Origin of the sequence: Nitritalea halalkaliphila LW7 (genome assembly GCF_000265075.1) — a bacterium.
GTDB classification, from domain to species: Bacteria; Bacteroidota; Bacteroidia; order Cytophagales; family Cyclobacteriaceae; genus Nitritalea; species Nitritalea halalkaliphila.
On record NZ_AJYA01000012.1, the window covers coordinates 22,632 to 41,975 of the forward strand.

The 19,344-nt window shown below is 47.6% G+C and carries 17 protein-coding genes and 1 pseudogene; 8 read left to right on the top strand and 10 right to left on the bottom strand.

The features are described from left to right. Positions 1 to 128: 128 nt before the first annotated feature. The 8 genes from A3SI_RS04575 to A3SI_RS04615 all read right to left on the bottom strand — a co-directional run bounded on the left by A3SI_RS04575 (position 129) and on the right by A3SI_RS04615 (position 10,803). Positions 129 to 2,363 (bottom strand): PIG-L family deacetylase, encoded by a 2,235-nt coding sequence (locus tag A3SI_RS04575; RefSeq protein WP_009053892.1) that lies wholly within the window; start codon positions 2,361 to 2,363, stop codon positions 129 to 131. A 206-nt stretch (positions 2,364 to 2,569) separates the two neighbouring features. Continuing rightward, the gene (locus A3SI_RS04580; protein WP_009053894.1) at positions 2,570 to 3,775 is read right to left on the bottom strand and encodes a tetratricopeptide repeat protein; all 1,206 of its coding nucleotides are present in this window, start codon (positions 3,773 to 3,775) and stop codon (positions 2,570 to 2,572) included. A gap of 39 nt (positions 3,776 to 3,814) precedes the next feature. Then, positions 3,815 to 6,379, bottom strand: a complete 2,565-nt coding sequence (gene gyrA, locus A3SI_RS04585) for a DNA gyrase subunit A (protein WP_009053896.1) — start codon at positions 6,377 to 6,379, stop codon at positions 3,815 to 3,817. Positions 6,380 to 6,470: 91 nt separating this feature from the next. Beyond that, positions 6,471 to 7,331: a hypothetical protein gene (locus A3SI_RS04590; RefSeq protein ID WP_009053899.1), complete on the bottom strand. Its 861-nt coding sequence runs from the start codon at positions 7,329 to 7,331 to the stop codon at positions 6,471 to 6,473. Positions 7,332 to 7,744: 413 nt separating this feature from the next. Further along, positions 7,745 to 8,272, bottom strand: a complete 528-nt coding sequence (locus A3SI_RS04600) for a hypothetical protein (protein ID WP_009053902.1) — start codon at positions 8,270 to 8,272, stop codon at positions 7,745 to 7,747. Between the two features lie 98 nt (positions 8,273 to 8,370). Further along, entirely contained in the window at positions 8,371 to 9,024 is a 654-nt protein-coding gene (rpe, locus tag A3SI_RS04605; protein WP_009053904.1) for a ribulose-phosphate 3-epimerase, read from the bottom strand. Between the two features lie 46 nt (positions 9,025 to 9,070). Further along, a complete protein-coding gene (locus tag A3SI_RS04610; RefSeq protein WP_050977383.1) occupies positions 9,071 to 10,279 on the bottom strand; it encodes a S8 family peptidase in 1,209 nt (402 codons plus the stop codon). A gap of 8 nt (positions 10,280 to 10,287) precedes the next feature. Then, positions 10,288 to 10,803 (bottom strand): hypothetical protein, encoded by a 516-nt coding sequence (locus tag A3SI_RS04615; RefSeq protein ID WP_009053907.1) that lies wholly within the window; start codon positions 10,801 to 10,803, stop codon positions 10,288 to 10,290. Between the two features lie 84 nt (positions 10,804 to 10,887). Between A3SI_RS04615 and A3SI_RS04620 the strand changes: the two genes are divergently transcribed. From A3SI_RS04620 to A3SI_RS04630, 3 genes are read left to right on the top strand one after another with little or no spacing between them, the layout of a single operon-like run. Beyond that, on the top strand, positions 10,888 to 11,517 hold the full coding sequence (locus tag A3SI_RS04620; protein ID WP_009053908.1) for a beta/alpha barrel domain-containing protein: 630 nt from the start codon (positions 10,888 to 10,890) through the stop codon (positions 11,515 to 11,517). Between the two features lies 1 nt (position 11,518). After that, complete coding sequence (gene hemF / locus A3SI_RS04625; protein ID WP_009053909.1) at positions 11,519 to 12,415, top strand: oxygen-dependent coproporphyrinogen oxidase; 897 nt, start codon at positions 11,519 to 11,521, stop codon at positions 12,413 to 12,415. Between the two features lie 13 nt (positions 12,416 to 12,428). Further along, positions 12,429 to 13,013: a phosphatase PAP2 family protein gene (locus tag A3SI_RS04630; protein ID WP_009053910.1), complete on the top strand. Its 585-nt coding sequence runs from the start codon at positions 12,429 to 12,431 to the stop codon at positions 13,011 to 13,013. A 10-nt stretch (positions 13,014 to 13,023) separates the two neighbouring features. On the opposite strand, the gene A3SI_RS04635 is transcribed toward A3SI_RS04630, so the two are convergent. Beyond that, positions 13,024 to 13,683 carry a protein-L-isoaspartate(D-aspartate) O-methyltransferase gene (locus A3SI_RS04635; RefSeq protein WP_009053912.1) on the bottom strand — a complete coding sequence of 220 codons (660 nt, stop codon included), beginning with the start codon at positions 13,681 to 13,683 and terminating at the stop codon, positions 13,024 to 13,026. A gap of 89 nt (positions 13,684 to 13,772) precedes the next feature. On the opposite strand from A3SI_RS04635, the gene A3SI_RS04640 reads away from it, so the two are divergent. The 5 genes and pseudogenes from A3SI_RS04640 to A3SI_RS04660 all read left to right on the top strand — a co-directional run bounded on the left by A3SI_RS04640 (position 13,773) and on the right by A3SI_RS04660 (position 17,160). After that, a complete protein-coding gene (locus A3SI_RS04640) occupies positions 13,773 to 14,363 on the top strand; it encodes a riboflavin synthase (protein ID WP_009053914.1) in 591 nt (196 codons plus the stop codon). A 113-nt stretch (positions 14,364 to 14,476) separates the two neighbouring features. Further along, positions 14,477 to 15,008, top strand: a pseudogene (locus A3SI_RS04645) (acyl-CoA thioesterase). A gap of 50 nt (positions 15,009 to 15,058) precedes the next feature. After that, positions 15,059 to 15,769, top strand: a complete 711-nt coding sequence (locus A3SI_RS04650) for a hypothetical protein (protein WP_156810166.1) — start codon at positions 15,059 to 15,061, stop codon at positions 15,767 to 15,769. Between the two features lie 4 nt (positions 15,770 to 15,773). Then, on the top strand, positions 15,774 to 16,097 hold the full coding sequence (locus tag A3SI_RS04655; protein WP_009053918.1) for a DUF3817 domain-containing protein: 324 nt from the start codon (positions 15,774 to 15,776) through the stop codon (positions 16,095 to 16,097). 10 nt (positions 16,098 to 16,107) lie between these two features. Beyond that, positions 16,108 to 17,160 (top strand): hypothetical protein, encoded by a 1,053-nt coding sequence (locus tag A3SI_RS04660; protein ID WP_009053921.1) that lies wholly within the window; start codon positions 16,108 to 16,110, stop codon positions 17,158 to 17,160. 79 nt (positions 17,161 to 17,239) lie between these two features. Here A3SI_RS04660 and A3SI_RS04665 read toward each other — a convergent pair whose 3' ends face one another. Then, complete coding sequence (locus A3SI_RS04665) at positions 17,240 to 19,120, bottom strand: leucine-rich repeat domain-containing protein (RefSeq protein ID WP_009053923.1); 1,881 nt, start codon at positions 19,118 to 19,120, stop codon at positions 17,240 to 17,242. Positions 19,121 to 19,344 lie beyond the last annotated feature (224 nt).

A 19,344-nucleotide genomic window follows, 5' to 3' on the forward strand; every position in this document is an offset into this window, starting at 1 on the left:
GAACCAGGAAATCCCACTGTAGGTATAGTGTCCTTTGCCGTAAGGCGCCGTCACTAAAGCTCCTCGGGTCTCTTCCTCTCCTGGGTCGGCCAGAAGCAGTGGAGCGGCATAGCGCTCATCCCACTCCCCTAAGAAATAAAGGCCGCGCTCCTGTACCCATCCGGCGAATCCTCCTCCTGGATCGGATTTGGGCCTTTCAGGAGGGGATGCTCCGCATCAAAGCGCACTGGAGAGCCTTCTACCGTGACACGGGCACGGGAAATCTGAAGCGGATAGGGGCCAAATTCCCGCGTAAGCAGTGGCGAGAGCGTATTGTACTGGAGAACCAAGTTCCCGCCTGCTTCCACGTAGGCCAGTAATTTGTCCATGTGATCGGCCAGGCTCTGGTTCACATTTAAGCTACGAATACCGGTAACGATACTGCCATAATTTTGGAGTGCTGCACCATCCAGTTTATCCAGGTCGAGGAGCTCTACCTGGTAGCCGAGCATGCTCAAGACTTCTGCCACATCGTCTCCTGCACCTGCTACATAACCGATACGCTGGTTGCCAACATGAAAATTATCATGCAGAAGTTTAATCTGTGTGGGCTGGAAATAGGTTAAATTTGGAATATGGGGGTAGCTGATCCGCTGCATGTTTTGTGCGAAGCGCGCTCCGGAGCTTGTTTGGTAATAGACGAGCACCTCCTGTACTGGCTCGGCAGTATTCGGCTCAAATCGAACGGTATAGGTACGCGTCTGGCGACGTTTGTCCTCTGCTGTTAGCCTGGCGCGGTAGTGGTTTTCATGAAGCCCTTCTACCTTTAGCGCTCCATCACGAATGCCTGAGCGGAAGCTCACCGTCACCTTTAGCTCAGGCCTGGCGGGCTTTTGGGTGAAGACGAGGTTCTGATTTAAACTTAACAGGACATCGGGAATGACCGTGAAAGGTTGCTGCACCTCTCCGTCCACCTGATCGTTATACCTGAAATACAGCCCCAGTTCTTTCTCGAAACGCTGTCCCAGAAGCGTGTACGTCAGTGTCCCCGATACTGCGGGTGGGTTCACCGGCGGGCCTACGGCCAAAGGATCTGATAACTGAAATAAATTTTCTTCTATAGGATTTGCCAACCAGTACGGCTGCGAGATGGGATGATCTGCTGCGAGCTTCAGGTTAATTTCTTGATTGATGGCGCGATTCGCTCGCAGGGGTTGGCTTAAGTTTTCATTAAACCCTTTGCCCACAAAGCCCTCCAGCTGAAACGGAAAGGACCCGTGTTGATTGACCTCTAAGTTCACGGTCAGGCTTTCTCCAGCGTAGCCAATTTCTTTTTTTGCGAGGAATTCTGCTTGGAAATGCAGGGAACGCTCGATGATCGACTGCAGCCTTTTACGCTTCTCCTGCAACCAAAACGCAGGCACCTGCTCGTATGCAGTGCTCATTTCGGTGTAAAGTTCTACCAGGGCGGGAACATTTTGGCTAGGCTGACGGAAATCAAAAGCAGCAAGGGCTTTTTTAAGGCCTTCTTCTATGGTTTTGCCGTTCGGCAAAAGCTCCCATCGGCTAGCTACGCCATCGAAGGGGTCCTTCTCGAAGGCTTCTCCCGTTATAAATTCCAAGAAATCAGCCGCTGCCCCTTTTTGAGGAGTAGCTCCGAAACCTTGGGACTTATGCATGGTGCGGCTATCGGCCGCGATTTGCGAATAAGTGGCACCCAGTAAGGGGTTTTGCATGCCCACCTCGTAGCGGTGATACGGAATGTCTTCTTTGGGCTCGTACTGCCCACCCCAGTTGTAAGCATTCCAAAACACCCGCTTTGCCTGCCAAGGCTCCACCTGATCCAGCTGTTCGGGATAAGCGTTTTGATCTGCTGCTAACCTAAAGGCCTCTATTGCCAATATAGCGGACGCGGTGTGATGTCCATGCGTGATGCCTGGAGTCGTATTGAAGCGATTGATAATGATGTCCGGCTGATATTTGCGAATTAAAAAGACCACGTCACCGAGGAGTGTCTCCTTATCCCAGTTTTGAAATGTTTCATCCGGATTTTTACTAAACCCGAAGTCCAAGGCGCGCGAAAAGAGTTGTTCTCCACCGTCTGTGGCACGGGCTTTTAAGAGTTCATGTGTTCGAATATAGCCTAAACCGATGCCAAGCTCCTTTCCGATTAGGTTTTGGCCCCCATCTCCTCTTGTGAGGGAGAGGTAATGAATATCCGCTTTTTCTTCATTAGCCAGAAAAGCGATCAGACGGGTATTTTCATCATCGGGGTGTGCGGCGACGTACAGCACACGTTTGGTTTCTTTTACCCTTTCCAGATCATGATACAGGATGGAAGCGGCTGGTAGCTGGCTTGCGCCAAAAGAGCTCCGTGGCAGCATACTAACAAAACGAGTAATACGATACTCTGTCGAGAGATGTTCATAGCGTATGTTTATCGGCGATCGCAGGTGTTTTGTGCATGTCCTGCGTATAAATCCATGCCAAATTTAACCGCTCTTACAGGTAAAGGTTGCGCCACTCATCAAAAAGCAAGCAAATAAAAAAGGGAGCCCGCGGCTCCCTTTTTTATTTTGTGAGAAACAACTTAACCTTCTAACCAATCAGGACCAAGTAATTCCACTAAGCGCTTGTTGTATTTCTCCGCTTCAGCGTCATTTTTTAGACGAGAGTGAATATTATACAGGATTTCTAAGATCTCTGTATTGTCTTCTCTTTGTGCCACAGCACGCTCGAAGTAAGGTACGGCTTCTTTGTATAGGTTTTCAGCTTGCTCTGTCATTTCAGGTGCACGCTTCTCCCACTCTTCATCCGATAGATCATTTATTTCAGAAAGAATCTGACGTGCTTTGTCTAGGTAAAGCGCACCTGTGTAGAAGTTACCTTCAAAGAAATCAGGCTGAGATTCTACTGTTTTTTTGTATTGCTCTAAGGCACCGTCGATATCACCAGACTGCTCTTTTAAGTAGCCATAACGTAAACGAATGTTCACATTATCAGGGTCATCCACTAAAGCAGCTTCTACAGACTTCACAGCGTCATCCAGTTTATCCATTTGAAGAAGTAGCTGAATTTCGAATTCCGTTAAGGTTTTGTCCTCTGGATAAAGCGTTCTCGCTTGTGACACGACATCGTAGGCACCTTCGGTATCGTTATCGTTAACAGCCATCTGGATGAGGAAGTAATACGCGTTCAACTTATCATATCCATCTACTTCTAACAGACGGTTAAAGAATTTTTTTGCTTCTTCTGGCTTGCCTAAATCATTAGCTAAGAATCCAGCATTGAAGTTTAACGTGGTGTCTGTAGGCTCGATATCTGCAGCTAATGCGAAGTATTCGTATGCCATTTCGAAGTCATCTTCTTCATAGGTATCGATGGCACGCTGGAAGGCCCCTAGCTTCACAGAAACTAATGAGTAAGGACGTAGGTTGTCGGGCATACCTGGAATTTCTTCCTTGTACACATCTTTACCGATTTTGCTGTTTTTATCATTGTCCACCATTTTCATGGTCTCCATGAAAGCGTTAAATGCATTGCGACCTTTCTCCACACTTTGCATATCATACTCCTCGTACTGATCAAACATCTTGGTTAAGATTTGAGCCTTTAGGAGATATGTTCCTGGATCATCTTTGGTATCTTCATGTGCAGCTGCCTCCTGAATTTCCTCAAGGGCCACCTCTAAGTTGTCCTTTTTGAAATTCTTATTGGCAGAGCGAACTACCTTTTTTTGCGCAAATGCCGCTGTGGAGAGCACGACAATGGCAAGGGATAAGAGTAACTTTTTCATTTTAGTTTGAATTGATTTGGTTTTTATAGTTTAGTCTTTTTATGCTTGAGGGGTACCTGGTTCTGAATCTGTTTGCGGTGTATCTGCGCTGCCTGGATCCTCGTGATCCGGTCTATGCGCACTATCCTCTAATTGCGTGTTTTCGGTTTCCACGACGTCTTCACGTGTGATCTTTTCTACCGAACTGATCTCATCCGTTTCACTTAACTTGATCAGACGAACACCCTGAGTAGCTCGACCCATCACACGAAGATCAGAAACAGGCGTGCGAATCGTGATGCCAGATTTATTAATAATCATCAAATCATCCGAATCCACCACTTCTTTAATCGCCACCAAATTACCTGTTTTTTCGGTCACACTCATTGCTTTCACACCCTTGCCACCCCGATTAGTGATTCGGTAAGCATCTAATAGGGTACGTTTGCCATAACCTTTTTCAGAAACAACTAAAAGGGTCGCTTCTTCTCTCTCTGCACATACCATGCCAATAACTTCGTCCTGCTCATCCTGTAAACTGATGGCTTTTACCCCTGTGGCAGTTCGTCCCATCGGACGTACCGTGGACTCATGGAAGTGTATGGCTCTCCCCGACTTAGCCGCGATAATCACATGCGAATCCCCATTGGTTTTTTCCACTCGGATAAGCTGATCCCCTTCACGGATATTTAAAGCGATGATACCGTTCGTTCTTGGTCGGGCGTATAATTCCAGAGAGGTTTTCTTGATTACCCCTTCTTTGGTTACCATGATCAAGAAATTATTTTTCACATAATCTTCATCCTCTAGGTTGGCGACCTGAATAATAGAGCGAATCTTATCATCCGCGCTGATGTTAATAAGGTTTTGAATGGGTCTTCCTTTCGCCGTCTTGGAGCCCTCTGGAATAGCATAGGCTTTCAGCCAAAACAATTTGCCCAGATCCGTAAATATCAGGAGGTAGTTGTGTGTGGATGCGGAGAAAATATACTCTGTCCAGTCATCTTCTTTGGTGCTCACTCCTTTAGAGCCCACTCCTCCTCTACTTTGTGTTCTGTATTCAGTCAGCGCGGTGCGTTTCACATAACCCTGATGAGAAACGGTAATGACCACCTCTTCATTCGGGATCATGTCCTCATAGCTAAAGTCCTCCGCATTATGCTCGATTACCGTGCGACGCTCGTCCGCATAGCGCTCTTTCATCTCTTGAAGCTCATCCTTAATCAGCTGCATACGACGCTCTTCATGCTCGAGAATATCTTTCAACTCCTCGATTAATTTCATGATTTCGTCATACTCCGCCTGTATTTTTTCGCGTTCCATACCCGTTAGGCGCTGCAAACGCATGTCGAGAATGGCCCTAGCCTGAATCTCACTTAGCTCAAAACGTTCCATCAAGCCATTTCTGGCCGTTTCGGGATCCCTTGAACTACGAATCAGTGTAATCACCTCATCTAAATGGTCTAACGCGATAAGATAGCCCTGTAAGATATGCGCTCTTTTTTCCGCTTCGCGCAATTCATACGTTGTCCTTCTAAAAATTACCTCATGCCGGTGATGTACATAATGCTTGATGAGGTCTTTTAAATTTAAGGTTTGAGGACGCCCCTTTACTAAGGCTACATTATTAACTGAAAATGAGGTTTGTAGCTGTGTTTGTTTGTATAAGTTGTTTAAGACAACACTGGCCACGGCATCTTTTTTCAACTCATACACAATGCGCATCCCTTGACGATCCGACTCATCGCGGATAGCAGAAATACCATCTATTTTTTTCTCGTTAATAAGTGCTGCCGTCTTTTCGATCATGCTCGCCTTATTCACCAAGTACGGAATTTCCGTAATGATGATCATTTCACGACCATTGTCTTTCGTCTCTACCTCAGCTTTTCCACGCACTACGACTCTACCTCGCCCTGTCTCAAAAGCATTTTTAACCCCTGTGTAGCCGTAAATAATGCCTCCCGTAGGGAAATCAGGGGCCAACACGTACTGCATTAGGTCTGCAATGCTGATGTCCGGATTATCGATGTAGGCCGTAATCCCATCGACTACTTCTGCTAAATTATGTGGTGCCATATTCGTGGCCATACCGACCGCGATTCCTGAAGCACCATTTAAAAGGAGAGCAGGGATTTTAGCGGGGAGAACGACGGGCTCCTTTAATGAGTCGTCGAAGTTAAACTGGAAATCTACTGTTTCCTTGTTGATATCCACTAGGAGCTCTTCCGCTATTCGCTTCAGGCGGGCCTCTGTGTATCGCATGGCCGCAGCATTGTCTCCATCGATGGAGCCAAAGTTACCCTGTCCATCCACTAAAGGGTAGCGTAAAGACCAAGGCTGTGCCATTCGAACCATGGTTTCGTAAACGGCAGAGTCACCATGCGGGTGATACTTACCGAGAACCTCTCCCACGATTCTGGCAGATTTTTTATAAGGACGGTTATGCAAAACACCGAGTTCTTGCATACCAAATAATATTCTTCTGTGTACCGGCTTTAATCCGTCGCGAACATCTGGAAGTGCGCGAGATACGATTACCGACATCGAATAATCGATGTAGGCTCCACGCATTTCATCCTCGATGTTAATAGGGATAATGTTTTCGTTTTCTCCTTGAGCCATATTTCATTTTCTCAATAAGCTTGCAAGTTAATAAAAAGATTAGGCTTTTAAAAGACGTATTGCCCCACAGAAAGCCTGGGAAAGGATATCCTTAGAAGTGCTGCCCGATCCGTCGGTTCTGCAAATTGAATATGGAGCTCCCTCTGTACTCTACCCCATCATGTAAATGCCTCATCTTCACACCACAACCGGGAGTTTTACAGCGTTTGGAGCCTGGCAAGTTGATGGCAAGGCCAATTTGAGCCGTTAGAAAGCGCTGGCGAAAATCCTGTGGTTCTACGAGAGGATCACCACCGACCTGATTAGGGCTGGGGATACCCGGAGGTAAAAAAGGTTCTCTCCTCGGCTCAAACTGCAAATTAGAAAATTCCGCTCCGCCCTTTAAAAAAAGTCGGAAATACTCTCCTAATAAGTATTCAAACCGCAAATGAAGCGCGAAAAAGTTGGTCTCTTGCACGATAAAACGACTATCGATAGGCTGCCGAAAAGTGATGGTACCAATCTCTGCCTCTGTTACCACCTTAAACGGATACCACTGTCGGAGCAACTGATTCCGCGTACTCTGCATCATGTAGTTGTTCGGGTCATACTTGCGGTAACGCCGATTAATAAAAGAGGCACGTCTGTTAGCGTCCCACAGTACCAGTCCTACAGTTCCATAAATTTTATCCATCACAAATTCCTCCTGCTCGAAAACAAACTGATGAGGATCGTGAATCAAAATACCTGGATCTACACCAAAACCATCGGCTAATTCCTCGCTCATGAAAACTGGGGAACTGCTCAAGGAACCGATACGCCCTACATTTCTTCCGTATCCTGCACCTAAAATCAGCATGTTAAAAAAGTCTACGCGAAGCCCCGCATTGATCGGTATCGCCCTACCTCGGCCGCTAAAAGGAACCGTTCCTAATGTAGTATCAGCTAAAAAGGTTTGTGATGTATTCGGCAAAATATCAACCTCTGGATTAGGCTTGTAAAACTCGGTTGGAAAGGCGCCGATCGGTCCAGCACAACGGGAAATTGACTGGGATCCTGAAGGATAAACTGATTCGTAAGCTGATACTGCGCACCTCCCGCTGAGAACTCTATGCTTAATGCCTCTATAAAGTTTCGGGCACCATTACCCAAATTGCTTTTTGCTTTCCGACTAGGTTTTAACTTGCGCTCTATCCCGAAAATGTCCTCTCCCTGCGCGTGCACCTGCACGAGGGTACCCAAAAAAAGAAGGCAAAAGCCGATACTCATGGTGAGTGAAAAAGGAATTCGCGTGAGCTGGCGCATGGCTTATGTTTTTACAAAGTAACGAAAAAAAGGGCTTCCCGATTTTAGGAAGCCCGTTAAACTTATCGAAAAAGAAGCATATTAAAGGTTGTCACCCTCTGTAGCTTCTTCTACCGTCTTATCTTCAGAAGAACTGCCTTCCTTGATTTCAGCGATTAAGTTGTCAATCTGCTCTTTAACCGCAGGATCGCTATCCATCGCTTTTTTCACTTTGTTGTAGGTAGCAGCTCCAAGGACCTCATTGTCCATGATGAGCTCTTTTTTGTATTCTACTACATCCTTTCCTAAAGAATCGATATAATCTTGGATTGCCTGAAAAGCGTTTTTCTCCTCTTCAGTAGCTTCGATTTCTGCTAGCTTTTCTTCGTTACCCCAAGCTCTCTTCAATTCGTTATAGCGCGCAGCACCACCGATTACCTCATCCGATTTAATCATTTCTTCTAAGGTCGCTTGTTTCTCAGCCAAATACACTGCTACCGCGGCCTCCATAGAAGCGAACTTCGTCATCTCCTCTTCGGTGATTTCATCTTCAGCAGCGGCCTCTTGCGCCTGGGCGCTCATACTTAGCATTCCCACAAGGAGAAACGCAAATAAGAATAACTTTTTCATGGTTTTATATTTAATCTTGGTAGTTAAGAATACTAATTAAATAGAAATAAAACTTTTTTCCAAAAAGAAAATGATTTTATCACTTTAACACTGCATACTTATCCCAACGCTTTCAACTGGGCTATGGTTGCGATCGGATCTTCGGATTGGAAAACAAAACTCCCCGCCACCAAAATATCTGCTCCCGCTTCGATAAGTGCCGCCGCATTCCCACTTTGTACGCCACCGTCAATTTCTATCTTCGCCTGACTGCCTCTTTTTACGATTAACTCTTTCAGGGCGCGCACTTTATCATAGGTGCGCGGAATAAACTTCTGTCCCCCAAAACCTGGATTGACCGACATGATGCATACCAAGTCGATGTCTTCGATGATATCCTCTAAAAAAGATACCGGGGTATGTGGATTAAGGGCCACGCCCGCCTGAGAGCCTGTCTGCTTAATACCCTGAATGCTGCGATGCAAGTGGGTGCAAGCTTCGGCATGCACGGTAATTATTGCTGCTCCCGCTTCCCGGAAGGCGGCCACATACTGGTCCGGGTTCACGATCATTAAATGGACATCGAGGGGCTTGCGCGCATGAGCATGCATGGCTGCAGTCACGGGCAGACCAAAGGAAATGTTGGGCACAAATACCCCGTCCATGATATCCACATGGATGTAATCGCAAGCAGAACGGTTTAACATTTCGATTTCACGCTGAATGTTCGCGAAATCACAAGCAAGTACGGAAGGGGCGATCTGAACGGCCATAACAATAAATTTTTAGGCAAAGAAAAGAAAATTCTGCCTATACCCCTTATTGTTTGATGAATTTCTTACGAACGGTTCCCGCAGAACCTTCTAATTCGAGCACGTAAATGCCTGCTCTTAATGGCTCCACTGCAAGCTGCAGGGTAGACGCTCCTATCCCCCGCTCTACTTCACCTGCTAGCACTTCTTGACCCAAACTATTCCAAATGCGCCAGGTAAACTGCCTCGCGTCTGTTGGTATCCGCACCTGCAGCACCTGCCCTTGCGCTACTGGATTGGGAAATAAGGTAATGGGTACGAGCTCCTTTTCCGCCACATGGGTTACCACCCCAAAGTAGGCCCGCTCGAAGTTAGGTACCCCGAATCCGAGTTCAGCCGATACACGATCGACCAAGTTTCCACTGTCCAAAAGCCTCTGAATAAGTGTGTCTAAAGAGGTTTCCGGTAAGGCCTGCCAGAGGCCTGCGGCCAAAGCGGCCACTTGAGGAGCACTAAAGCTAGTGCCATTTCCGAATCCGATGGTACCCTGTAGTCCCGGCCGTGTGAGTGCTACCCGCTCCCCTATAGCCACTACCTCTGGCTTGGTACGCCCATCCGCAGTGGGTCCAAAAGAACTAAAAATTGCACGCTCCTGACTTCGTGTGAGCGCACCCACACTGATTATCCCCGCAGCATCTGCCGGGGCCGTGATACTTTGCGCCCCGCGCCCACCGTAATTCCCTGCGCTGGTTACGACGAGAATCCCTTTTTTAGCCGCCAGTGCCGCAGCACGCGTAATGAGTGCTGTCTGTCCATCCATGTCCGAAATACGGTAATCCATGCGCGGATCATCGAAGTCCCAGTAGCCCAGCGAGCTGTTAATCACATCCACCCCGAGGCTATCCGCATACTCCGCTGCCAGTAGCCAGTTGAATTCCTCTATCCTGTACTCACTACCCACATCCTCAGTAATACAAAGCACATACGAAGCGTCGGGCGCACCTGCCAGCAGGCCTTCTTCATCCGCCGAGGCGATAAGAGAGAGCACCTGAGTCCCATGTGGATGCCGATGAAAGACCTCAGCTTGCCCTCCTGACACAAAATCCCGTGTCCCCACTATGCGTCCAGGACCGCCTAAATGGGCTAAATTCGGTAGCTCCAGCACCCCAGGAAAGCCCGCGTCAAAAACCGCCACACGCATCCCCTCACCTCGAAAGCCCTCCGCATGCATGACAGGAATGCCCAAGAGGCTATTTTGCATCGCGACGAGTTGCACATCCGTATTTACATGGAGGAATAAGGGCTAAAATGCTCTTGGATTCCTGTTTTTCGGGCATTTTGGCCTTCCGGCCAAAGCAAACGCTGTCCCGAAGCGGGAATTCCCCCAGGAGCTAAAAGGGTGACTTCTCGAACGAAAGAAAGCGCCTGCAAGGACGCTATATCCGTGCTATCTGCTACCACCAAGGCGGCATTCATCCAGCGAGACTGCAGGAGCACTTGCGGCCCCAGTCGGTGAAGGCTATCCAAATAATGGGCAGACACCGGAAGATCTAAGCTATCGACGGGGATGCGGAAGTGGGCCTTGCGCCGTAAAGCGACCGGACTTAAAAAATCCTCCGGAGCGTCCAGCCGAAAGGAGCTGCCCGCTTTATCCGTAAAATAGACGGCATAGCGGTTTTGGGCCTGTAAAAGGCCCGGTGCAGTCCCCCCTACCACTACAAGTAGGAACAAGTAGAGGGTGCTCACACGCCCTAAAGAAAAGCGAGATAAAACCATGTACACAGCATCCAAATCGAGCACTAAAATAGAAAATTTCGGACATATTTTTACACATTCGCGATTTTAAGGGCTTTTCCTTAATTTAGCAGCCTTAAAAGAGAAACTATGGCCTTAAAAACCTTCGTAAAAATAAATCAAGTCAGTAACCTTAGCGATGCGCGCTACTGTTCAGGCATGTATGTAGACCTCTTGGGCTTCTGCATGGAGGAAGGGCAAGAAAATTATGTGAGCCCGGAGACCTTTCAGGAGATTGCCGGTTGGGTTTCTGGCGTGGGCTTCGTGGCCGAGTTCACTGTCTCACATCCGGATTCCATCTTAGCCAAGGTGCAGTCCCTGCCCCAGGTGACGCATATTCAGGTGCGCGAGGCCCATCACTTGCCGCTGCTGGCGGGGAGCAGCTACACGCTCATTTTCGCCCAAAAGGTGGAAGCCGCCGCCGAAATCGAGGCATTAAATGCGAAGGCGCAGAGTTTTGAGAATCAGGAGATGCTGCTGCTTCTCGAAAGTGAGACGCTTTCTTTAGCGGATGCGGCAGTTCGTGAGGCGATTCAGGGCCTGGCGGCCAAAGTCCCCGTTCTTCTGGGCTTTGACTTGCAGGCAGAAACACTGGAGGGCACCTTAGCTGAGCTCCAGGTGAAGGGTATCGCGCTCAGCGGCGGGCAGGAAATCGCCCCGGGATTAAAGGATTTCGATGAACTGGCGGATATTTTAGAGGCCTTAGAACAAGAAGATTAACATGCTGACTAAAGAAACTATCGTGGCCGACTTTAAGGCCATCCAAGATCATATTTGTGCCGAACTCGAGGGAGCAGATGGCCAAGGGCGCTTTAAGGAGGACCTTTGGGATCGTCCGGAAGGGGGTGGCGGGCGTACACGCACCCTGACAGGTGGAGCGATCATCGAAAAGGGTGGCGTGGCCTTCTCGGCAGTGCACGGCCCCACGCCACAGAAAATTTTAAACAAGTTGCAGCTGAAGGAAGCGGATTTTTTCGCGACAGGAGTATCCATCGTGATTCACCCGAACAGTCCCATGGTGCCGATCATTCACATGAACATCCGCTACTTTGAGATGAGTAATGGCGTGAACTGGTTCGGTGGCGGCATTGACCTGACTCCCCACTACGTGGACCGTGAGGATGCCCGTTACTTCCATCAGGAGGTGAAGGCCCACTGTGACCAGTACGATCCGAGCTACTACCCCAAGTTCAAAACCTGGGCGGATGATTATTTTTACCTCAAGCACAGGCAGGAAACACGTGGCGTGGGCGGTATTTTCTTTGACCGGCTGCACGAAGAGGCTCCTGATAAAAAGGCCGAGCTTTTTGATTTCGTAAAAGGTGTGGGCTACCTCTTCCCAAAGGTGTACACGCACTTTATGCGGAAAAATAGCCTTTTGCCCTATGGGCCGGCAGAAAAATCCTGGCAGGGAATCCGAAGAGGGCGCTACGTGGAATTTAATTTGGTTTGGGATGCAGGCACCAAGTTCGGCCTGGACACGAACGGGCGCACGGAAAGCATTTTGATGAGCATGCCACCAGAGGCGAACTGGGCCTACATGCACCCGGTGGAAATCGGCTCTAGGGAAGCGGAGACCCTATCTTTACTGAAAAAAGGCATCGACTGGGTCGGCTAGTAGGGAGAGTGTCATGGAAAAATTAATCGCTTGGGACGAGCAGGCGAGCTTGTGGCTGAACCAGTATCACCAGGAGTGGCTCGACCCGATTCTTTTCACCGCCACCCACACGTGGCCTTGGATCCCTCTGTATGTCCTGCTGAGCGGGTACCTAATTCGAAGCTATGGGCTAGGTTCTTGGGTATATTTTGTAGGCTTAGCCCTGGTCATCACACTAGCAGATCAGGGCACCTCTTCGCTTATGAAGCCCTATTTCGAGCGGCTCCGACCCTGCCACGACGAGCGCTGGGTAGACGTTTTACATAATTATGGCAAGTGTGGCGGCATGTATGGCTTTGCCTCCTCTCATGCCTCGAACAGCTTTGGTATCGCAGCTTTCTTTATTTTTGGCTTCGCTAAAAAACAAGGTCTCATGCGCCTGCTGTGGGTCTGGGCGGCCTTTTTTTCCTATACTCGCGTGTATCTGGGTGTCCATTATTTAGGAGACATCATCGTAGGCGCTGCAGTCGGAGTTCTGGCTGCTGGCTTGGTATGGCTGCTTTTAGGATATTTTGGCCAGGGGCCAAAACAATCTGCGCCGTCCCCGAGTCCTATGTGAGGTGTAGCGCCTACCGTTCCCATCCGGAGGCCCCTTTTAGCGGGACGAAGGAGAAGGACGGAAACGCCTCCCGCTCGATTTCCTGCGCCGAAACGCGACGCAGCCGCAGCATTTCCTGACGCTCTCGATCGCCGACGGGGATGACTAAAACCCCACCGATGGCGAGCTGGCGCAGCAGCGCATCTGGTACCACAGGTGCCCCTGCAGTCACTAAAATCCGATCGAAGGGTGCCTCCTCGGGTAGGCCCAGAGAGCCATCGCCCTGATACAAATGCGGATGGATACCGAAGCGCGCGAGCAGCTGCCGGGTGCGTGTGTACAGCTTCTTCTGGTATTCGATGCTATGCACTTCCGCACCGATAAGTTGAAGCACCGTAGCCTGATAACCAGAGCCAGTGCCGATTTCCAGTACTTTATGACCCGCCTCGACCTCCAGCAGGCTCGTCTGAAAAGCCACGGTGTAGGGCTGCGAAATGGTCTGCCCCTCCCCGATGGGAAAAGGGCGGTCCTCATAGGCCTGCAGCTCGAAAGCGGAGTCTAAAAAGAGGTGACGCGGTATTTCGGCCATTACCTGCAAGACACGCTCATCACGGATGCCCCGTTCGCGAATGGAACGAATAAGTGCACGGCGCAGGCCTTTATGTTTGTAGCTGTCTGTAAATGTGGGCATAAGGAATTAGAGCAAAAATGAGCCTGCTAAAGTCCTAAAATCAGCTTAATTTCGCAAATAACACGTTATATATAAACAATAAAAATCGCATGTTTACGGGTATTATAGAATGTTTAGGAGAGATTACGGCCATCGAATCGGAGGGCACGAATCTGCATTTTCATATCAGCTCGCCACTCGGTCCGGAGCTGAAAATCGACCAGTCCCTCGCCCATGATGGGGTATGTCTTACGGTGGTGCAGGTGTCGGGAAACACGCATGTGGTCACGGCCATTCAGGAGACATTAGAAAAAACGAATTTGGCCTCTTGGCGGCCGGGCCGCAAAGTGAATTTGGAGCGCTGCATGCCCGCAAATGGCCGCTTCGATGGGCATATCGTACAGGGCCACGTGGATCTGACGGGAACTGTGGAGCGGATTCAGGAACAAGATGGCTCTTGGTTGTATGACTTCCGGTATGACGCCAGCACAGCACATGTAACAGTCGAAAAAGGCAGCATTACGATAAACGGAACGAGTCTAACTTGTTTTAACAGTGGGCCAGGGACTTTTCGGGTGGCCATCATTCCGTATACCTATGAAAATACTGTTTTTCATCAGTTGGCCGAAGGAGACACAGTCAATTTAGAATTTGATATCGTCGGAAAGTATATACAGCGCATGTTGAAAGGCTATGCTTAAGCGCCACAGAATAAAGCAAGTCAACGCACTATTTTTGAAATTATATTTGCTTTGACGGCTATATTTTAAGGTTGATTAGATAAAAGTTTTGTATTTTTGCTAAAAATAAACGTATGTTAGTAAAAAAGAAAGCTAAAGACAGTGCAGTGGTCATGACTGAAATGGTCCTGCCAAACGACACCAACACGCTTCATAATTTAATGGGCGGTAAGTTGATGCACTGGATGGATATCGTGGCAGCGATCGCGGCACAGAAGCATTCGAATCGTATCGTCGTAACGGCATCGGCGGACAGTATTTCTTTTAAGCATCCCATCGCACTAGGAAATGTCGTCACGCTAAAGGCGCAGGTTACGCGTGCTTTTAATAGCTCTATGGAGGTGTTTATCGAGGTATCGGCTGAGGATATTCCTGCCAATAAAAAAATAATGACCCATCGTGCATTTTTTACTTTCGTCGCGGTGGATCAAAACGGTCGTCCGATAGAGGTTCCTGAAGTAGAACCCGAAACAGCTGAGGAAGTAGAGCTTTACGAGGCGCCTACGCAGAAGACAGTTGCGACTTGTCCTCGCCAAGCGTATGGATCCAAAAGATGCGGTGGAGCTAAAATCTATTTTCAATCTTACAGACGAAAAGGAGGGTTAATCTCTCCTTTTTATTTTTTATTGTCCCAATTTTTAAAGATTTTTAAGGATATGGAAGCAGTATCTCCCCAGGCGCATGCCACCTTGTATGCACAAGACATGCTCTTTTTAACACAGGAGGATGTCGCAAAATTCGAGCAAGTGATTCAGGCTCAGGCCTTGCAGGCCAAATATGCGCATGTGGCGCAGCCGCAAGTAGCAGAAACCACCGCCCCTAAATCGGCACAAGTGGCACCTGTTCCTGTTGCTGACAAAAGCGTGACTCCCCAGGCCGCGACTCCTCAGACAAAACCTTCGCAGACGGTCCCTATCGCTCCCACACCTACTTCTAGCCCACCACCTGTAGCGGTTCAACAGCAGATGGAAGAAGAGCGGCCTTCCGAGGTCTTACTTCCCTCCTACCGTGGTGCATTTGAGCGGCAGGTGCTTATCGTTCATCGCGGTGGTAGGCTTTCGGATGCTGAGGACTTGATGCTTCGTAATCTCATCGCTGCCTGCCAGCTGAGTCTTAAAGATGTAGCGGTTTTGGATGAGAATAATTTGGCTGCCAGCAGCAAAGAAGCCATGGAAAAGCTTAACCCTGCATTCATTCTGAGTTTTGGCATCAATCATCCCTATTTGGGTGGCTTTGAGGCCAAATACAAACGTGTGACCAACAGCCTGTCGAGCTATGTCTGGGCGGATGATTTACGAGATTTAGAACTTGATAAGGCGCTTAAACGTTCTTTATGGAATGTTTTAAAAGAGCAATTTAATTTATAAGTTCATGAGTGTAGACAGCAAAAAGAGCAAGCGATTAAAAACCTTCCGGGTAGTGGGTATCGCCGAAGGAATTTCCTTTCTTTTACTCCTATTTATCGCGATGCCTTTAAAATATGTATGGGACTGGCCTTTGGCCGTCAAATATGTAGGTTGGGCCCATGGTGTGCTGTTTGTGGCCTATATTTATGTCGTGTTTCCTGCCGCGCGTATTATGCAGTGGAGCTTTTCGAAAACTTTTTTCGCATTGGTAGCTTCATTACTGCCTTTTGGACCTTTTATTTTCGACCGCAATATGACGCAGGAAGAAAAAGAATTTATACAAGCATAGCCCTTTGTCTATGGCCTTAATCAGCAAAAAGAAAATCACCTATCCCATCGGGAAGCCGTTGCGCAACTATTTGATAAAATATGGGCGTCAGGTAAACTTTCCGATTCACTACAGTGACCTCTTGCGGTACACAGGATCCATTCCTTTATATGATTATAAGGGGAATGATACTTTATGGGAGACGGTATTTTTTGCTGAGTCAGATCGCGAGGAAATCCACCATAATGTTAAGAAAATATATGCGCTTCTGAAGGCTGAGGGCGATATGAGTGTGATGTCCCACTTGTATGTAGATCGGATCGATCTCTGCATTTATGGGAATACGCAGCCCTTTCGGGTACGCATCGTGAATCGTATAAATGACAACTTCGATTATTATTATGTGAAGCATGCGGATGCCTCACGTGTGTATGGGTTGGAGTTGGAGCATTTGCTTTCTCCTAATCGAATCAATTATCTCGTCCATGAGAATACGCTAATCGAGGAGCACATCGCCGGAATTCCGGGCGAGCAGTTCATGCGCCAGCATATTCACGATCCTAATTTGAATCCGATTCGACTGGCTAAGGAGTTTGTTAAGTTTAATGAACGCTGTTTTGTCCGCTTGTTGGGCGACATGCATTCTTCTAACTTTGTGGTGGACGTCACACCTGATTTTGAGGAAACGCATTACCGTATTCGGGCGATTGATTTTGATCAGCAGTCGTATGAGGGCAAGAAGTCTATTTATCTGCCCCAGTATTTTAAGCAGAACAATGCGCTTATTCAGTTGGGGATGAAATACATGACGCCAGAGAGTATGGTGCAGTATCAGCGTGAGGAGCGGGCGTTGATTGCGAATCGTGTAAAGAGTTCGAAGATTGAGATTGAGGATATTTTAGCGGCTATGGAGGCGGATACAATTAGTACGCAGACGAACATTTATTCACTTCGGGACGAGCTGGCGAAGCATTATAAGGAACCACGTTTTTTAAAATGTCAGAATATGGGTCAGATCCTGCGTGAGAGCTTGCGGCAGTTACTGATAAAGTCTGGGCAGCAGGCTTCTGACGTTAGTTTGTAGGAGGAAGCTGATGTTATGCGGGTATGAAGGTCCATAAAAAAAGGGGTAATTTAAATTTACCCCTTTTATGACGAAAATCCTAGAAAAACCTCACCGTAATCTGTGGATTGCTCGACTTAAAGCGATCCACCACACGACTGCTAATCTTCGTGTTAAAACAAATCACACTGCTTAACTCCGGCAACTTCTCCAACTGCTTAATCGAACGTACCGTCGTGTTCGCCAAATCGATTTCACGTAATTCAAGCAAACTCTCCACTCCACGCAAGTTCTTGACATTCGTGCCCGAAATATTCAACCTCTCCAGCTGAGGAAAAGCCGTCAGCTCCCGAAGATCACTGATCCCCGTATTCGACAGATCCAAAGACTTTAAGCGACCTAAACTTAATAAGGGACTTAAATCTTGCAAAGGCACCTGAGAAAGCTGCAACTCTTCTAAAAGTGTGAAATGCTGCAAATGACTCAAATCATATAAAGGAGCATCAAACACATGCAGCGAACGCAAATTATTAAACACCTCCAAAGGAGCTAAATCCTCTACACGCGTTCTTTCGATCTGCAACTTATGCTGCGCAGTTATCCGATGCAAATGCGTACTAGACGGTAAGGTCTGCACAGCGTCCCCCTGAAAAAGTAAGCCTCTCCATTCACTACTCAAACCCTCATACCAGGCCGTTAACTCTTCCGTACGGTAAATTAAATCGACATCTGGCCGCTCCATATAAAAGGTCGGCGTCTCCTCTGCTCTAACCTCAGTGCCGTCAGCCTCTATACGCTTAAGCTTCTCTAAGCGCGACAAGAAATTGATGTTTCGGACAGCAGTGCGATTTAACTCTAAATGCTCTAAATTAACCAAACTAATAAGCATTTGAATAGTGCGAACCTCTGTATCATTAGCGAGCAAGTGCGTAAGTGTACCCAACTGCGCCACTGGATTTAAATCTTCAACCTGCGTGCCACTAATATTTAAATAGTTTAGCTTTTTAAAGCGCGTGATAGGGCTTAAAACAGCGAGAGATGACTCAGAGAGATTGAGGGAATCCATTCCCACTAAGCTGGATAAACGCTCTACGCTTGGCATATCACTATCTAACCCTTCATAACGCTCCGAAAGCACCTTTCTCCAAGACGAAGGAAGCTCAGCCCACCAGTTCTGTAGATTCTCCACATTATGAATCAGTAGAACTCTGCGGTTTTTACGTACGAATCCGTCTGCCTCACGCTCGGGAATACGTGTTCTATCTGCATAAACACGCTGCAAGCTCGACTTTCCTGAAATAGGATCGAGGGAGGCCACGTCAGTTGCATTAATAATAAGAATACGCAGCTTGTCCAGATTACGCAAAGGATCCAAATCCACTAAATTGGTTTCACGTAGATCCAACTCCTGCAGGCCTTCTAAACTCGCGATCAAATCAAAATTGATTAGAAAATTTTTCCCGGCGTCTAAAATCTCAAGCTGCTTGAGCTCTTGAATGTGCTCGAAGTTATTGAAACCTGACTCACGCAAGTATAACTTGCGTAATGCGGTAAAGGAATTCAGCACAGAAAATGACACCACAGGCGTTCGCTCTGCACGCAATACCTCTAAATTCTTTAAATTTCCCAACTCCGAAATATCGTCTACGCGCGTATCCGAAATGTTAAGCGCTTTTAATCGGTCAGAGTATTTTAAAAATTGAAGATCACGCACCTGTGCTCCAGAAATATCTAAGTACTCCAGATAGGTCACATTACTAATAGGGCCTAAATCTTCGATCTCCGTACGACTCATGTCGATGTATTTCAGCTCTCGCAGAACAGAAATAGGCGCTAAGGAAGTTATTAACGGGTTTTCACGGATGATGAGTGAATCCAAATTCGCTATCTTATAAAGCTCATCCGTACTAAGTGAATCCCCATAAAAATTAAACTTCTCGCGGAAATATACCTCCCACTCGAAGGTAGAGACGCCCACCATTCAGCTAACTCTTTATCTCGAGAGAGACGCGTCGTATATACACTCGCAATCTTGATTTCATTGCTACTTTTATCCACATTAATCTCTACGAAGCGTGGACGCGTATTTGATATTTTTTCCTTATTAAGACCAACAGCAGTCAAGGTCCTATCTAAGGAAACTAGAAAACTGAGCTCACCATTATCCTTCGAAGCTTACCTCACGAACTTAATTAAAGCTGACAT

Coding starts and splice junctions, on each gene's coding strand:
- A3SI_RS04575 (WP_009053892.1), bottom strand. CDS start 2,363: ATGCTGCCACGGAGCTCTTTTGGCGCAAGCCAGCTACCAGCCGCTTCC.
- A3SI_RS04580 (WP_009053894.1), bottom strand. CDS start 3,775: ATGAAAAAGTTACTCTTATCCCTTGCCATTGTCGTGCTCTCCACAGCG.
- gyrA (WP_009053896.1), bottom strand. CDS start 6,379: ATGGCTCAAGGAGAAAACGAAAACATTATCCCTATTAACATCGAGGAT.
- A3SI_RS04600 (WP_009053902.1), bottom strand. CDS start 8,272: ATGAAAAAGTTATTCTTATTTGCGTTTCTCCTTGTGGGAATGCTAAGT.
- rpe (WP_009053904.1), bottom strand. CDS start 9,024: ATGGCCGTTCAGATCGCCCCTTCCGTACTTGCTTGTGATTTCGCGAAC.
- A3SI_RS04620 (WP_009053908.1), top strand. CDS start 10,888: ATGGCCTTAAAAACCTTCGTAAAAATAAATCAAGTCAGTAACCTTAGC.
- hemF (WP_009053909.1), top strand. CDS start 11,519: ATGCTGACTAAAGAAACTATCGTGGCCGACTTTAAGGCCATCCAAGAT.
- A3SI_RS04630 (WP_009053910.1), top strand. CDS start 12,429: ATGGAAAAATTAATCGCTTGGGACGAGCAGGCGAGCTTGTGGCTGAAC.
- A3SI_RS04635 (WP_009053912.1), bottom strand. CDS start 13,683: ATGCCCACATTTACAGACAGCTACAAACATAAAGGCCTGCGCCGTGCA.
- A3SI_RS04640 (WP_009053914.1), top strand. CDS start 13,773: ATGTTTACGGGTATTATAGAATGTTTAGGAGAGATTACGGCCATCGAA.
- A3SI_RS04650 (WP_156810166.1), top strand. CDS start 15,059: ATGGAAGCAGTATCTCCCCAGGCGCATGCCACCTTGTATGCACAAGAC.
- A3SI_RS04655 (WP_009053918.1), top strand. CDS start 15,774: ATGAGTGTAGACAGCAAAAAGAGCAAGCGATTAAAAACCTTCCGGGTA.
- A3SI_RS04660 (WP_009053921.1), top strand. CDS start 16,108: ATGGCCTTAATCAGCAAAAAGAAAATCACCTATCCCATCGGGAAGCCG.
- A3SI_RS04665 (WP_009053923.1), bottom strand. CDS start 19,120: ATGGTGGGCGTCTCTACCTTCGAGTGGGAGGTATATTTCCGCGAGAAG.